The 12,115-nt window shown below is 58.3% G+C and carries 28 protein-coding genes; all 28 read left to right on the top strand.

Features of this window, described 5'->3' with window-relative positions; translation table 11 throughout:
• Window positions 1-14 precede the first annotated feature (14 nt).
• The 28 genes from ON40_RS32535 (at window position 15) to ON40_RS48480 (ending at window position 11,925) form a co-directional block, all read left to right on the top strand.
• Window positions 15-164, top strand: a complete 150-nt coding sequence (locus ON40_RS32535) for a hypothetical protein (protein ID WP_157186518.1) — start codon at window positions 15-17, stop codon at window positions 162-164.
• Window positions 154-474: a hypothetical protein gene (locus ON40_RS32530; RefSeq protein WP_157186517.1), complete on the top strand. Its 321-nt coding sequence runs from the start codon at window positions 154-156 to the stop codon at window positions 472-474. The genes ON40_RS32535 and ON40_RS32530 overlap by 11 nt, the downstream gene beginning before the upstream one ends.
• Before the next feature lie 21 nt (window positions 475-495).
• Window positions 496-735, top strand: coding sequence for a hypothetical protein (locus ON40_RS32525; protein WP_040828934.1), 240 nt, complete (start codon window positions 496-498; stop codon window positions 733-735).
• A 135-nt stretch (window positions 736-870) separates the two neighbouring features.
• Window positions 871-1,095 (top strand): hypothetical protein, encoded by a 225-nt coding sequence (locus tag ON40_RS32520; RefSeq protein ID WP_040828933.1) that lies wholly within the window; start codon window positions 871-873, stop codon window positions 1,093-1,095.
• Entirely contained in the window at window positions 1,095-1,433 is a 339-nt protein-coding gene (locus tag ON40_RS32515) for a hypothetical protein (protein WP_040828932.1), read from the top strand. Before ON40_RS32520 ends, ON40_RS32515 begins: the two co-directional genes overlap by 1 nt.
• Window positions 1,384-1,662: a hypothetical protein gene (locus ON40_RS32510; RefSeq protein ID WP_157186516.1), complete on the top strand. Its 279-nt coding sequence runs from the start codon at window positions 1,384-1,386 to the stop codon at window positions 1,660-1,662. Before ON40_RS32515 ends, ON40_RS32510 begins: the two co-directional genes overlap by 50 nt.
• Entirely contained in the window at window positions 1,652-1,843 is a 192-nt protein-coding gene (locus ON40_RS32505; RefSeq protein ID WP_040828930.1) for a hypothetical protein, read from the top strand. Before ON40_RS32510 ends, ON40_RS32505 begins: the two co-directional genes overlap by 11 nt.
• Window positions 1,843-2,055, top strand: coding sequence for a hypothetical protein (locus tag ON40_RS32500; protein ID WP_040828929.1), 213 nt, complete (start codon window positions 1,843-1,845; stop codon window positions 2,053-2,055). Before ON40_RS32505 ends, ON40_RS32500 begins: the two co-directional genes overlap by 1 nt.
• A 118-nt stretch (window positions 2,056-2,173) precedes the next feature.
• Window positions 2,174-2,524 carry a hypothetical protein gene (locus ON40_RS32495; protein ID WP_157186515.1) on the top strand — a complete coding sequence of 117 codons (351 nt, stop codon included), beginning with the start codon at window positions 2,174-2,176 and terminating at the stop codon, window positions 2,522-2,524.
• Window positions 2,514-3,248, top strand: a complete 735-nt coding sequence (locus ON40_RS52290) for a hypothetical protein (RefSeq protein ID WP_157186514.1) — start codon at window positions 2,514-2,516, stop codon at window positions 3,246-3,248. The genes ON40_RS32495 and ON40_RS52290 overlap by 11 nt, the downstream gene beginning before the upstream one ends.
• A gap of 24 nt (window positions 3,249-3,272) precedes the next feature.
• The gene (locus tag ON40_RS32485) at window positions 3,273-3,947 is read left to right on the top strand and encodes a tRNA(His) guanylyltransferase Thg1 family protein (protein ID WP_051193865.1); all 675 of its coding nucleotides are present in this window, start codon (window positions 3,273-3,275) and stop codon (window positions 3,945-3,947) included.
• Window positions 3,948-3,955: 8 nt separating this feature from the next.
• On the top strand, window positions 3,956-4,342 hold the full coding sequence (locus ON40_RS32480) for a beta-sandwich lipoprotein (protein ID WP_040828925.1): 387 nt from the start codon (window positions 3,956-3,958) through the stop codon (window positions 4,340-4,342).
• A 169-nt stretch (window positions 4,343-4,511) separates the two neighbouring features.
• Window positions 4,512-4,703 (top strand): hypothetical protein, encoded by a 192-nt coding sequence (locus ON40_RS32475; RefSeq protein WP_040828924.1) that lies wholly within the window; start codon window positions 4,512-4,514, stop codon window positions 4,701-4,703.
• Complete coding sequence (locus ON40_RS52285; protein ID WP_157186513.1) at window positions 4,700-4,870, top strand: hypothetical protein; 171 nt, start codon at window positions 4,700-4,702, stop codon at window positions 4,868-4,870. Before ON40_RS32475 ends, ON40_RS52285 begins: the two co-directional genes overlap by 4 nt.
• Window positions 4,870-5,079, top strand: coding sequence for a hypothetical protein (locus tag ON40_RS52280; protein WP_040828923.1), 210 nt, complete (start codon window positions 4,870-4,872; stop codon window positions 5,077-5,079). The genes ON40_RS52285 and ON40_RS52280 overlap by 1 nt, the downstream gene beginning before the upstream one ends.
• Window positions 5,076-6,179: an RNA ligase gene (locus ON40_RS32465; protein ID WP_040828922.1), complete on the top strand. Its 1,104-nt coding sequence runs from the start codon at window positions 5,076-5,078 to the stop codon at window positions 6,177-6,179. Before ON40_RS52280 ends, ON40_RS32465 begins: the two co-directional genes overlap by 4 nt.
• Window positions 6,179-6,433: a hypothetical protein gene (locus ON40_RS32460; protein WP_040828921.1), complete on the top strand. Its 255-nt coding sequence runs from the start codon at window positions 6,179-6,181 to the stop codon at window positions 6,431-6,433. Before ON40_RS32465 ends, ON40_RS32460 begins: the two co-directional genes overlap by 1 nt.
• Before the next feature lie 357 nt (window positions 6,434-6,790).
• The gene (locus ON40_RS32455; protein ID WP_040828918.1) at window positions 6,791-7,093 is read left to right on the top strand and encodes a hypothetical protein; all 303 of its coding nucleotides are present in this window, start codon (window positions 6,791-6,793) and stop codon (window positions 7,091-7,093) included.
• Complete coding sequence (locus ON40_RS32450; RefSeq protein ID WP_040828917.1) at window positions 7,090-7,995, top strand: phosphatase domain-containing protein; 906 nt, start codon at window positions 7,090-7,092, stop codon at window positions 7,993-7,995. The genes ON40_RS32455 and ON40_RS32450 overlap by 4 nt, the downstream gene beginning before the upstream one ends.
• A 188-nt stretch (window positions 7,996-8,183) precedes the next feature.
• Window positions 8,184-8,621, top strand: coding sequence for a hypothetical protein (locus tag ON40_RS32445; RefSeq protein ID WP_040828915.1), 438 nt, complete (start codon window positions 8,184-8,186; stop codon window positions 8,619-8,621).
• 16 nt (window positions 8,622-8,637) lie between these two features.
• A complete protein-coding gene (locus tag ON40_RS32440; RefSeq protein ID WP_157186512.1) occupies window positions 8,638-8,859 on the top strand; it encodes a hypothetical protein in 222 nt (73 codons plus the stop codon).
• Window positions 8,856-9,635: a DNA polymerase beta superfamily protein gene (locus ON40_RS32435; RefSeq protein ID WP_040828913.1), complete on the top strand. Its 780-nt coding sequence runs from the start codon at window positions 8,856-8,858 to the stop codon at window positions 9,633-9,635. The genes ON40_RS32440 and ON40_RS32435 overlap by 4 nt, the downstream gene beginning before the upstream one ends.
• A complete protein-coding gene (locus ON40_RS32430; protein WP_040828912.1) occupies window positions 9,632-9,865 on the top strand; it encodes a hypothetical protein in 234 nt (77 codons plus the stop codon). Before ON40_RS32435 ends, ON40_RS32430 begins: the two co-directional genes overlap by 4 nt.
• Before the next feature lie 5 nt (window positions 9,866-9,870).
• Window positions 9,871-10,158, top strand: coding sequence for a cyclic-phosphate processing receiver domain-containing protein (locus ON40_RS32425; protein ID WP_245568087.1), 288 nt, complete (start codon window positions 9,871-9,873; stop codon window positions 10,156-10,158).
• Window positions 10,159-10,288: 130 nt separating this feature from the next.
• The gene (locus ON40_RS32420; protein WP_157186511.1) at window positions 10,289-10,612 is read left to right on the top strand and encodes a hypothetical protein; all 324 of its coding nucleotides are present in this window, start codon (window positions 10,289-10,291) and stop codon (window positions 10,610-10,612) included.
• The gene (locus tag ON40_RS32415) at window positions 10,609-10,944 is read left to right on the top strand and encodes a hypothetical protein (protein ID WP_040828910.1); all 336 of its coding nucleotides are present in this window, start codon (window positions 10,609-10,611) and stop codon (window positions 10,942-10,944) included. Before ON40_RS32420 ends, ON40_RS32415 begins: the two co-directional genes overlap by 4 nt.
• Entirely contained in the window at window positions 10,941-11,300 is a 360-nt protein-coding gene (locus ON40_RS32410) for a hypothetical protein (protein WP_040828909.1), read from the top strand. Before ON40_RS32415 ends, ON40_RS32410 begins: the two co-directional genes overlap by 4 nt.
• 178 nt (window positions 11,301-11,478) lie before the next feature.
• Window positions 11,479-11,925 (top strand): hypothetical protein, encoded by a 447-nt coding sequence (locus tag ON40_RS48480; protein WP_157186510.1) that lies wholly within the window; start codon window positions 11,479-11,481, stop codon window positions 11,923-11,925.
• Window positions 11,926-12,115: the final 190 nt, after the last annotated feature.

Here is a 12,115-nt window from a genome sequence, read left to right as displayed (position 1 = left end):
ACGACAACCCGGATATGGATATCTACATCATACCGGCGAAGAACGTGATCGTCATCGAAGTCGACGGCAAGCAACTGTTGTACGCGCGGGAGAAGGCCGAGGAGATCGTAGTGAAAATCCTCGTAGAGGTAGCGAAATTGAGGAGCACCAATCGTGATTCGTAAAGTTACATCCTGGCTGGCATGGGCTGGCGGATTCCTGCTGGTGTACACCGCGTTGTGCTGGCTCTCGCAGTGGCTGTTCGGGACTGTCGCGCCGGTCGAATGGGCGATCGTGACCATGGTGGTACTCCTCGGAATCGCGGGTCGGGTGTTCCTCGGTTTCTGGTCGATCGCGATGTTCATTCTCGCCGCGACGTACGCGTTCCAGATCTGTAGCCACGGTGCGGTGTGGTGGACGGCTACGGGGATCGGATACACCGCCTGGGTCGTCGCGGAAGTGTTCGAGTGGAAAAAATGGCGCGCAGGCGAGTGAACACCGCTGGGAGTTGATTGAGTGATCAAAAACGGCCGTAAGTATTACTGGATCCTGCTGCGGGACAGCGAGATCGTCGGCAGCTTCGCGTGGATCGGCGCGGGAATGGGCTACGTCAACGCCTGCCTCGGCAACAAAGACCTCGACTGGGAACGCAGCGACGGCGGGCGGATGTGCTGCTGGTGGTCGGTGGACGGCGTATGGGAGCTGATTCCCACGCAGCACATGCCGAGATGCGGCGAAGACGATGAACCTGAATGACGTGGCCGAGCTGGAGATGTACGCCGCTGAAGCGGGATTGTTCTTCGATTTATGGGAGCTGCATGTCATCGCGAGGGGAATGCAGCTCCCATACGCGAAGACGTGTATCGACACGCAGGCATGGAGTAGATACCAATGACGAATAACGAAATGATGCTCGCCGCGCTTCAGCTGGTAAAAGAAGAAATCGGCAATGTCATCGAATCCCTGCAATTCAAGAAGGAACTCGGCCGCCTCGGAGGGGATTATCCCGAAGAAGTCATCGACGCGGCGTTGGCGAGTTTCAAAGCGCAGCTGCCGGTGACGGAGCAATACATCGACTACTTCGGCATGCTGGTCGCGAAAGAATCAGGGCTGTAGTGAGTCATGAAATCTGGGTCATGAAGGAATTCGGTTTTCGATACTGGGTGGCGTACGTCCTCGTCCGGCTGGCGCATCGAATCAAAGACACCGACCACTATCAAGTGATCCGCACCTCGAATGGGTCGGCGATCTTCATCGAAGCGGATACGTGGGGACATGGCGTCAGTTCCACTCTGCGCGTTGGGTGGAAGTTTCGCGACATCTGCGACCCGGAATGGCCGATGCTGCGCGAGTTCGACGACTTCGATGAAGCGCTGGAGTGGATGTACGACGAGAAGGAGACCGGTGAGCCGAAGCAAGAGCGACTGGCAGAAAATAGCGAAACAGTGGCATAAAACGGCGCTGATGTGCCAAGACGTCGCCATTCAGTACCAAGAGTTGGCGGATCATCGCGGCGCGGCGCTGGAGCGGTTGTGGATCGCGATCGAAGCGGTAGTCGCACCGAACAATGCCGGAATGGCGAACGAGCTGCGGCAGGTGCTGGCGGGGGATCTGCTGCCGGGAATGGTCATCTCCTACGGCGAGATCAACGAAGGCCAGGCACAGGACGACGATGACTTCTGACGAATTCGGCCTCGACCCGCTGGAACTGCCGAAGCTCGGAGATGAAACCGAGCTGGACATGCCGCACCACATCGCCGGAGCTTCCCGCAACCTCTACCGAGCGCTGATATTCGCCGGGTTCGACGAGGAACAAGCGCTGCAGCTGGTCGGGATGACGATGCGATACACAGGAGACGCGTAATGGAAGACAACGAAATCCTGCGGCTGGCACTGAAAGTGATGTACCGGCTCGTCTCCTTCCCGGAATTGACCGGCAGCGAGATCCGATTCGAAGCCAACGAAGAATACGGCGGCAACCTCTCGGAACATGATTCAGACCGGGTTCTCGCCAGGGTCGATAGCGAAATCAAGATCCTCCGGCAGATGTATTCCGACGAACTTCTCGAATTGTAAAGGAGCAGCAATGCTGCATTTTTGGTTCCCCTTTCTGTTCCACCCGATCAAGATCCTGCCGCACGCGCAGACGATTCCGCTGGTCATCCACTGGAGCCTGTAGTTGCAGCCGGATTGGATGAACGCTCTGCTGGCTGCTGCGACCACTCCTACCTCCGGCTGGCAGGCGCGAGAAGCTATGCGGATCCGGGAGATGGCACTACCGCCGGATATCCGGATGAGCGGACAGAAGCGAGATCTTCGCGACGCGCTGCTCGGGCGGATGCTGCTGAGGCAAAGGTCGGCCGAGTCCAGCGATGGATGGACAGCACTGCGCCAGCTGGCGGAGCGGGAGAACCGGCTGACCGAGCTGAACAAGCGGATCAAGGAAATCGGCGCGTGGATGCCGGACGAACACTACGAGCACTGCGAGAAAGCGGCAGCTGCGCTGTACTCCTGGATAATGACGGAGAAGAGGAATGGCCGATGAAAAAGAATGCACGCGATGCAAGCGGATACTTCCGGTAGATAAATTCGGGTGGCGCACACAACCCAGCGGGCGTAAATATCTGAAGTCGCACTGCAGGAACTGTGAATCTCAATACCGCAGCAATCGCTACGCCGAGCAAAAGACCGCCAAGCCTTCAAAGCAACCGAAGCCGGTCCTTGCCGAAAAACTGTGCCGGAAGTGTGAGAAAACCCTGCCGACCGATTCGTTCTACGTCGTCGACAAAACCAAATCCCGGCAGGTGCGGCGATCGGTATGCATTCCGTGCCACAACGCGGGCAACAAAGGTCATCGCCAGCGAGTCAAGTCGCCGGACTACAAGCAATGCAACACCTGCAAACGCTGGCAGGCCCTGGACAGGTTCGCGAAAGCCGCCTCCGGGAACCCGCGAAACAAATGCAAGGACTGCAACACCGCCGAAGCCAAACAACGCGACCGCGACAAGAAAGCAGCGGCCGGAATCGCCGACAGCACCAACGATCGCGCCGACGCCGAATACGACTACAAATTCGCGCGGACGATGCTCGGTCTATCGAAATTCGCCGCACTGGACTGGATTGCTCGCGGATACAGGAACCAGGACGAGGCGACGGTATACGACTGGGGCTTTCACCTACAAGAAACGGAAACGGGATGGGAGCCCGATGCACTGCACGAATACGAAGGGCAGCCTGAAGTGCATCCTTCCGCCAAACCACTTCGGTGACTTACTACCGCGAACGGAACAACAATGAAGTCCGGCGACCTCGCTACCAGAATCAAACTTTACGAGCGGGCGACGCACCACCACCTGCAGCCGAACTCGCATGTCGTGATCCGCGTCGACGGCAAGGCATTCCACACCTACACCCGGCGGCTCAGATGTGATAAACCGTTCGACTACGACTTGATGAGCGCGATGTTGTCGGCGGTGATCCATACCGCGAAGGAAATGCAGGGATTCAAGCTCGCGTACACCCAATCCGATGAAGCGACATTCCTTATCACCGACACCGACAGCCATCAATCACAGCCGTGGTTCGACAACGACCTGAGCAAATTGGTGTCGATTACTGCGTCGGCTTTCACGATGCACTTCAACAGATTGTTCGTGGAAGGCGACCTGTCCGCGATGTTCGACGCCAGGGCATTCACCGTGCCGGAATCCGACGCTCCGAACGTGTTCGTCTGGCGGCAGCAGGACTGGGAACGCAATTCCTTGCAGATGCTGGCACGGACACACTTTTCGGACCGCGAACTGCACGGCAAAGGCCGCAAAGACATCCACGACATGCTGATGACGAAAAGCGTCAACTGGGCGGATCTGCCGCTGTCGGCGAAAAACGGATGCTTCGTCGCGGCGGACGGCGGGTGCATGCCGGAAAAGCTGAACTACGCACAAATCATGCAATTGATCACAACCTGAAGGCAGAAATGAACAAGAAGATCATCGCTGGCGCGGCTGCGCTGGCGGGAGTTGTCGCGCTCGCGGGATGTTCGTCGGACGCGAATGTTGTCTCGCAGAATATCTCCAAGGACAGCGACCAGTTCAAAATCGAGCGTCGCATCGTGTTTTTCAACGGGATCACCGATAAGTATCTGCTGTCCATCGAAGGGTACTGCTCGATCGATACTTCCGACGCGAAAAAGCTGGCAGTCACCTGCAAGACCGGCTCGGCTGAGTACAAGAAGCATTACCTCGGACTGTCGGACAACGTCACGTATTTCGTCGAACAGCTCGAAGGCGCGAACGTTTCGCCGAACCATTACACCGTCATCTTCAAGCCGGAAACTATCATCCCGAGTATTCAGCATCCGTAATGTCGAATGGCAGCGGCGCAGCGGGCCGCAGAAAATCGAAGTGGCGCGCTAAACGACGAATCGACGGCCGGACAAAGCCTCGAAAAATGGCCGCGCCGGAATGGCTGATGATGTACGCGCTGACCGGTGAGTCGGCATCGATTAAATGGTATTTCACAAAAGGAATTCAATGAGTCTCTTCTCCGTTCTGTTTGTTATCTTTCTTGTCCTGAAACTGCTGCATATCGTGGCGTGGTCGTGGTGGTGGGTGACCGCTCCGTTGTGGATTCCGGCTTGCTTCGGCGCAGGTTACATGCTCATGGTCACCTCCGGTGTGATCACAGCGCACGCCATCGGCAAAACGAAGACCCGCAAGCGATGATCCTCAACGAGCACGTCGAACAAGTCATCCTGAGTGCGCTCAACCTGGTCGCGGCGCGAATGATCGAAGACCTCAATCCCGGCAACCCAGGCGTAACGCCGTCGCGGGAACTGCATTACAAGCTGCTCGTCGACGACATCAAAGACGCAGCGAAGCACCTGGATTGATGTACGCCAGCGATTGGAATCCCGCAGTCGTCGCCGCCGCGCAAGCGATGTACGAACGGCTGCGGGTTGCCCGCCCTGAATGGCCCGCGTGGGACGACCTCGACGACATAGACGCGATCGATCATTACTGCATCGCGGCCGACTTGGCAATCAAAGCGTTCGTCAAGCACGGGCTGCGGGCCATCGAAAGAGAAATCGACCTGACATGACCTACATTTCCGATCTGATGGACGAAGATCTGCTCGCCGACATGATCGAACGAAAATATATCCGCTTCCAGAATCATCCCTTCCATTCGTACTCGATCTACTGCTATACCGAGCACGCGCAATACGACCGGATGTGGAACGACGCGACGATGCGGTGCCGAGGATTGATTGCCGACCACACCGGAACGATACTGGCGCGGCCGTTCCCGAAGTTCTTCAACGACAGCGAACACCTCCGGCCCGGCATGCCGATACTCGACTTCGACGCGCCGGTAGAGGTAACCGACAAGCTCGACGGCAGCCTAGGCATCAGCTACCCGGTCGGACGCGGCGGTCGAGGCTCGGATTTGCGTATCGCGACGAAAGGCTCGTTCAAGTCGGACCAGGCCGCGTGGGCGAACACTTTCTACCTGTTTAACTACGCGCCGTATTTCCAGCCCGATCCGGCACTGACCTACTTGTTCGAGATCATCTACGCCGCCAACCGGATCGTTGTCGACTACAACTACAACGACCTGGTCCTGCTTGGCGCTATCGAGATCTCCACCGGCCGGTTCATTCCAGCGAGCGAGATCGACTGGCCTGGCGGCAGGGTGAAGGTCTTCACCGAGTATCGGACGCTGCAAGACGTCATCGACGACCCGGAGGCGCGAGACAACGCCGAAGGTTTCGTGATCCGGTTCCTCGACTCCGGTATGCGGGTGAAGATCAAGTACGACGAATACCTGCGGCTGCACCGGATCGTCACCGGCTTGTCCGAAAAGATGGTGTGGGAGCACGCGACGGCAGGACAGCCGTTGGAGACCCTGGTTGCCCCGCTGCCGGACGAATTCCACGGGTGGGTCAGCGACGTATGGATAGACCTGCATCAGCGCTACAGCGACACCCTCCGCGCCGCGCAGATCGCCTTCCGGGACGAGATCGCAGGGACTCCCGGACTGCCGCGAAGCGAAGCGAAGAAAGAATTCGCCCTCGCAATCAAAGACCGGCCTGTCGGGATGAAAAACCTGCTGTTCCCGATGCAGCAGATAGACGCGGAAATCTGGAAACAGCTCGAACCCTGCGGCGACACCCGGCTGTTCAACGCGAAAGAAGAATGATGTACGGCGTTCATTTCCTGAAAGCAAATCCGTTCAGCTCCGAAGCATATTGCGCACTGATTTCCACCGAAACGAAGCTTCCCCTGAACGCCCACCCGCAGCTGATCGAAGCGTACAACGACCCACGTACCGCTGTCATTCTTCAAGACGGCGACTATCCGACCGAGTTGTACATCCTGACCGGGCTGCGCACCCAAGAATGCGAATGCGGGGAAAACCTACTGCTGGCCCCGGAATGGAGTTCGATTTCATGACCGAGGAGTGGTTCTGCGAAAAATGCCATGAATGGAAGCTGATCGAACTCAGTGAACCGGTCGCCTGTCCGGACTGCGGAGGGCTCGATCTGACATGACAGCGCCCGCTATCGACTTCATCGCAGCGGTCGACTGGGCTCCGGTATGCCAGATCGCGGTAGGCGCTTCCGACGACAACGTGACCTGGAGATGCTGCAATACCGCTGAATACTACGCGGAAGTTCACTGCGCGCCGTGCTGGCGGCCGAAACTGATCTGCCAAGAATGTTTGTACGTCATCGAAATGTTTGCGCATCGCTGCGACACCTGCGGCTACCTCGAAAAGAGTTCGGACCGCGTCAGGAATGTGAAAGACATATGAAATTCCACGACAAATTGCCTCGCGGCATGATGCGGAAACGGGTCCGCGACCTCGAGGCGGGGGAGAGCGGGTATGTCCTCGAAGACAACCTGTTCGTCGACTTTGACGGATGTGTATGGATCGGAGCCGACTGCCGGGTGTACAACGAATTCAAAGACGTCTATCCGGCTATGACGGCGGTGATCGCGGTGAACGACGACGAAACCCGAAGCATCGGCCTCCGTAAAAGCGCAGCGCTTCCCATCAACAGCCCGCATGTGACCGACAGGGATTTCGCGACTATAAGGATCGAAGAGTGACAAAGCTTGTAATCACGAGGGGCTACCCCGCTAGCGGCAAGTCGCGTTGGGCGAAGCAATTGTGCGAAGGGCCCGCGTGGGCGCGAGTTTCGCGGGACGACCTGCGGCAGATGCTGTTCGATAAAATCGGGTTGTTGCCGTTCGAGATGGAGCAGCGCGTCACGATCGCGGAGAAGGCTCAGGCGGAAGCATTGCTGCGGGCCGGAACGAACGTCGTGATCGACGCGACGAACCTGCGGCTTCGGTGGGCGCGTGATTGGGCGGACCTGGCGAAGAAACTGGGCGTCGAGTTCGAATGCAAGGACTTCCCGGTGTCGGCCGGAGAGTGTATGCAACGAGACAACGGCCGAGACCCGTACAACGGCGAATACCCGGTCGGCGACGACGTGATCCGCAAGATGGCACAGAAGTTCCCGATCGAACACTGGCAGCCGGTGACGTCACGTGACGATGCTCCGGAGTTCCCGGTGTACACCCCCGATCCGGATCTGCCGCCCGCGTATGTGTTCGACATCGACGGCACCCTCGCGACGATGGCCGACCGAGACCCGTACGACTACAGCCGAGTCGGCGAGGACGCGGTACATCGGCCGGTAGTGCAGACCGCATTGGCTTTGAGAAATGCTGGCTACAGGATCGTCGTTCTGTCCGGCCGCGAGGACGTCTGTTATAACACGACCCTGGACTGGCTGCGGCGACAGTGCGGAATTACCCCCGACCTGTTGGCGATGCGAGCCGAGGGCGACTACCGGAAAGACGCCGTAGTCAAGAACGAGATGTTCGAACAAGCCGTCTCGCCGAGATATTCGGTGCAGGGCGTGTTCGACGATCGCAATTCCGTCGTCGAGATGTGGCGGGCCAAGGGCCTGATGTGCGCGCAAGTAGCTGAAGGAGATTTCTAGGTGGCGGGTAAGTGGATCAAAACTAAGCCACACCCCCACGACTGCGACCCGTTCGGGAATATCGACCGCGACGACGACTACGGCTCGGGCAGCGAATGGAAGTGCGAGTGCGGGCAGGTATGGATTCTCGAGTCGAATGGTCCCAAAGGTTACCGATCAAGCAGTTTCACCCGAAAAGGCAAGTTTCGATGAATGAAGATCTGCACGACATCCGGCACATGATCGAAGGCGACTACGGAGACGTTGGTTTGTTCAGCATCGTAACCGCCATCCGCGACTATCTCGACAGGTTGGATGACCGGGTGTGCGAGCTGGAATTCAACGACGAATACAGGGAAGCGAAGGAGATGAATGTCAAAACCTTCGATGGGAATGTGTGGCGGCGCACCGGCTGTGAATGGGAAAACATTGAAGACATCCCGGCAGGCGTGCTGGTTGTCCCGGAGTTCGACGACCTCGTTCACCCGATGCGCAAAACGGTGTACGCAGTCGTAAACAAGTCGTACCGCCACCCCGGCGGGAATGAGCGGGTATTCATCGACGAATCCGATGGTGAGCAGTTCAGCGCCGAGCAGTTCGACAAATGGTGGGGCTGGGTGCCGAAGTTTGTGGAGGTGAAGCGGTGATGTGCGAGGACGGCGAATGAGCGTCTGGGAGATTATTCTGTGGGCCGCTGCGGCAGTGGTGGCGCTCAGTTTTGCGACCTTCTTTGCAGCTGTCGGGCTGGTTGTCTGGGCGCTGAGCGACATCGTGCGTACCGAACAGCGAACCGCCGCGAAGTTCACTGCCGCATGGAATCCAGAAACGAAGACGTTCGATGGCCTTGAATTCCGCGACGGCGAATGGCAAGAGGTGATTAGATGACCAAGCACGACACACCGGAATTCAAAAAGATCGCCGACGAGAGCACAATCCTGCTCGGACAGGTCGGATCGGGACTCCACGGCGTCACAACCGGCGATGACGACCTGGACCTCATGGGTGTCTGCATCGAGCCGCCGGAGTACGTGATCGGCAACGCGCAGTTCGAGCAGTACCTGTGGCGCAGCCAGCCTGAAGGCGTACGTTCCGGCGCGGGAGACACCGACCTGTGCGTCTACTCGTTGCGGAAGTGGGCACGGTTGGCGGCACAGGGCAATCCCACAGTCTTGTTGCTGATGTACATTCCGCCGCAGGAGATTCGGTCAATCAACGCATTCGGCCGGGACCTGCAAGCGGCACCGGATCGGTTCTTGTCGCGCGAGGTAGCGGATAGGTTCGCGGGGTACCTGATGGGTCAACGGGAGCGAATGGTTGGCCTGAAGAGTCAACGGACTAACCGGCCAGAGCTGATCGAGAAATACGGTTGGGACGTAAAATACGGGTACCACATGGTCCGTTTGGGCCTGCAAGGTGTCGAACTGCTGACCACCGGCCGGATCGAATTGCCGATGGCGGAGCCGCACCGAACGTGGCTGACCGATCTGCGGCACGGCAAGCACACCAAAGAACAAGCTCTCGCCTACGCCGAACATCTCCTCGCCCAGCTCGACTACCTGAAACTCCACGCCGACCTTCCCGAACACCCCGACCGTCAGCGGATCGATCGGTGGCTTACCGACGTGTACACCGACCACTGGTATGAGAAGGGCCACCTGTGAATTACGAGAAGATCGAAACCGTCGAACAGCTGGAGCAGCTTCCGGTCGGGTCGGTCTACATGGAAACAACCTTCAGCGACTGGCAAACCGACCCGCGTCCGATCGTCTGGCTGCGCATCTCCGTCGAGGATATTCAGGAGCCGTTGTGGTCAGAGTTCGGCGGTCATCGCGAGTGGCCTATCTATGAACTCGCCGTGCCGGGGATCGTGTTGTGGCGACCAGCGGCTTGAACAGGTTGTTCGTCGATGATCTGCGCGAGCCGCCGGAGGGATGGACCGTAGCCAGAACCAGCGCTGACGCGGTCGCGATCCTCAACCTCTGGCGGCTGCTGGAGATCCACGCCGATCACCTGTCACTGGACCACGACCTCGGCGGCGACGACACAACCCGGCCGGTGATGTTGTGGATGTGTGAAAACGATTGGTGGCCTGCGCGATTGACAGTCCACACCGCCAACCCGGTCGGCCGGGAATTTCTTGAAGGCACTGCGCTGCGATACGGGCCGGAAGGGATGCTCGAATGAAGAACTGGTCACTGCACTGTTGCCTGCTCGACCGGGAATGCCGGTACTTCGGTGCGCCGTGGCGGATCCATGTCGGAACACCGTGGGGACACCTGACGATCCCCCTGCGGCGGCGGGACCGGACCGAGTTGTGGCAGCCGAAACGATGAACCCAAACTGCCAAGATATCGACCACACCGATAAAGGCTGTTTCTGGTGCTGCGAGCAATGCAACTACGACACCCATCGCTGCCATTTCTGCGGAACGCCCCTGTCGCACAAATCGTATGACTTCGACACCGGCCGCCCGCGACGTCACTGGTTGTCTGATTGCAGGCCGGACCTGGTCGAGCACGAACCCGGCGAGCTGTGTACGTGGGCGTCGGTCGAAGATTGCTACGCCTACCAGGATCAGCGCACCAACGAGTGGGGCAACGAGCACAAACACTTCTGGAAAGACGGACCCATGACATGAACCATGATGACGAATTTCCCGCCGCGCTGAATGAATGGTGCCTGGCGGTCGACGATTGGGCCAAAGAAGCAGGCACTGCGATCCACTCGATGTGTGAACTACTGCTCCAGCTGAGTGAGCGTGTTGGGGAGCTGGAAGGGGCGGCAGCCGAGCAGGCTACAACACGGGTCGTCATTCTGCCCAACGGGAATATCGCGTATCGCATGCCGTGCTGGTGGCGGGAAATCGGCCCGGACGGCAGGGATTGGGGCAACCTCATCACGCTTCCAGAAGGATCGAAGTTGATGCAGCCGACGAACGTGCGCGTGAATAAACACGGAGAAATCGAATGATCAAACTCGGCAAGACGGTCACGCTGATCAACGAACGCGATTTCAGTGCACTGGTAACCAAGACGTACCAGCGGCCGTACAGCTTCCAACAACAGGGCAACATGATGGGGCAGGACACGATCCACGAATTCTCCCTGCCGCTGGAATATGAATTCGACGACGATGACGACTACGGCTGGAACGGTCCGTCGCTACTCGAATGGTGCACCGCCCCGCTCGGCGAGTTCGAATACAAGTGGCAACGGGATATGCACTGGCACCGCGAGTACTACCCGGAATTCGAAGCGGTTATAACCGACCTGTACGCACGGGGATTGATTCCCGCTGGCGATTACGCGCTGCACATCTCGTGGTGAGTCACGACGACTGGTACTGCTGCGTGTGCTATGCGACCGGCGGCCCGTGGATTACCGACATGAACGGCGACGAGTGGGACATCCATCGCGGCGAATGCGCCAGGTATGCAGGCTTGCCCGACGACGGATTCGATCCCACTCCTCCGCCGTGCTTCTGATCAAGAAAGAGAACTGAATAATGGGCTGTGATATCCACGCTTTTATTGAACAACAAAGTAATGGGTCAAGCCGGTGGCGGATGATTCCCGATGACATCTTCGATTGCCGCCACTACGGATTGTTCGGCTGGCTGGCCGATGTTCGGAACTATTCTGTTGTGCCACCGATCTCCCAGCCTCGAGGGCTTCCACTGAATGCATCTCGAGGTATCCGCAGAGAATTTGAATCCTGGGGGATCGACGCCCACTCCGAGTCATGGCCGAGCGCGGACGAGCTGCTGGAGTTCGACTACGACGCGGAGTTCGAAGACCGGCGTGGGGAATGGTGGCAGCCAGCCGATCCCGGTTCCGGCGAGATGACGACCTACCGCGATTTCCTCGGATCGGGATACTTCGATGACCTTGAAACTCTGCGGGGATTGCGGCAGCTTCGGCCGACCCGAGTTGTGTTCTGGTTCGACAATTAGCAAACCGTACGTACGTATTAATTCAAAGCGGAGAGATGCAGAACAAGACCTGCCCTAGGGCGTGCGTTTTCAAGAGTCTAACGCAGGGGCGGTGGGCTGTGGTGACGTTCGACAAGTTCAGGAACATCAGCAATTGGTACGGCGGATTCGTCGACCAGCCTGCCGCGTTCAAATTCGCGTTCTACTACGT

Origin of the sequence: Nocardia jiangxiensis NBRC 101359, assembly GCF_000308615.1 — a bacterium.
GTDB lineage: Bacteria > Actinomycetota > Actinomycetes > Mycobacteriales > Mycobacteriaceae > Nocardia > Nocardia jiangxiensis.
This window is presented reverse-complemented; position numbering and strand designations above follow the sequence as displayed.

What these genes read in the sequence shown, in the direction of transcription:
- ON40_RS32535 (WP_157186518.1), top strand. Translation starts at nt 15, where the DNA reads ATGGATATCTACATCATACCGGCGAAGAACGTGATCGTCATCGAAGTC.
- ON40_RS32520 (WP_040828933.1), top strand. Translation starts at nt 871, where the DNA reads ATGACGAATAACGAAATGATGCTCGCCGCGCTTCAGCTGGTAAAAGAA.
- ON40_RS32505 (WP_040828930.1), top strand. Translation starts at nt 1,652, where the DNA reads ATGACTTCTGACGAATTCGGCCTCGACCCGCTGGAACTGCCGAAGCTC.
- ON40_RS32500 (WP_040828929.1), top strand. Translation starts at nt 1,843, where the DNA reads ATGGAAGACAACGAAATCCTGCGGCTGGCACTGAAAGTGATGTACCGG.
- ON40_RS32495 (WP_157186515.1), top strand. Translation starts at nt 2,174, where the DNA reads ATGAACGCTCTGCTGGCTGCTGCGACCACTCCTACCTCCGGCTGGCAG.
- ON40_RS52290 (WP_157186514.1), top strand. Translation starts at nt 2,514, where the DNA reads ATGGCCGATGAAAAAGAATGCACGCGATGCAAGCGGATACTTCCGGTA.
- ON40_RS32485 (WP_051193865.1), top strand. Translation starts at nt 3,273, where the DNA reads ATGAAGTCCGGCGACCTCGCTACCAGAATCAAACTTTACGAGCGGGCG.
- ON40_RS32480 (WP_040828925.1), top strand. Translation starts at nt 3,956, where the DNA reads ATGAACAAGAAGATCATCGCTGGCGCGGCTGCGCTGGCGGGAGTTGTC.
- ON40_RS32475 (WP_040828924.1), top strand. Translation starts at nt 4,512, where the DNA reads ATGAGTCTCTTCTCCGTTCTGTTTGTTATCTTTCTTGTCCTGAAACTG.
- ON40_RS52285 (WP_157186513.1), top strand. Translation starts at nt 4,700, where the DNA reads ATGATCCTCAACGAGCACGTCGAACAAGTCATCCTGAGTGCGCTCAAC.
- ON40_RS52280 (WP_040828923.1), top strand. Translation starts at nt 4,870, where the DNA reads ATGTACGCCAGCGATTGGAATCCCGCAGTCGTCGCCGCCGCGCAAGCG.
- ON40_RS32465 (WP_040828922.1), top strand. Translation starts at nt 5,076, where the DNA reads ATGACCTACATTTCCGATCTGATGGACGAAGATCTGCTCGCCGACATG.
- ON40_RS32460 (WP_040828921.1), top strand. Translation starts at nt 6,179, where the DNA reads ATGTACGGCGTTCATTTCCTGAAAGCAAATCCGTTCAGCTCCGAAGCA.
- ON40_RS32455 (WP_040828918.1), top strand. Translation starts at nt 6,791, where the DNA reads ATGAAATTCCACGACAAATTGCCTCGCGGCATGATGCGGAAACGGGTC.
- ON40_RS32445 (WP_040828915.1), top strand. Translation starts at nt 8,184, where the DNA reads ATGAATGAAGATCTGCACGACATCCGGCACATGATCGAAGGCGACTAC.
- ON40_RS32440 (WP_157186512.1), top strand. Translation starts at nt 8,638, where the DNA reads ATGAGCGTCTGGGAGATTATTCTGTGGGCCGCTGCGGCAGTGGTGGCG.
- ON40_RS32435 (WP_040828913.1), top strand. Translation starts at nt 8,856, where the DNA reads ATGACCAAGCACGACACACCGGAATTCAAAAAGATCGCCGACGAGAGC.
- ON40_RS32415 (WP_040828910.1), top strand. Translation starts at nt 10,609, where the DNA reads ATGAACCATGATGACGAATTTCCCGCCGCGCTGAATGAATGGTGCCTG.
- ON40_RS32410 (WP_040828909.1), top strand. Translation starts at nt 10,941, where the DNA reads ATGATCAAACTCGGCAAGACGGTCACGCTGATCAACGAACGCGATTTC.
- ON40_RS48480 (WP_157186510.1), top strand. Translation starts at nt 11,479, where the DNA reads ATGGGCTGTGATATCCACGCTTTTATTGAACAACAAAGTAATGGGTCA.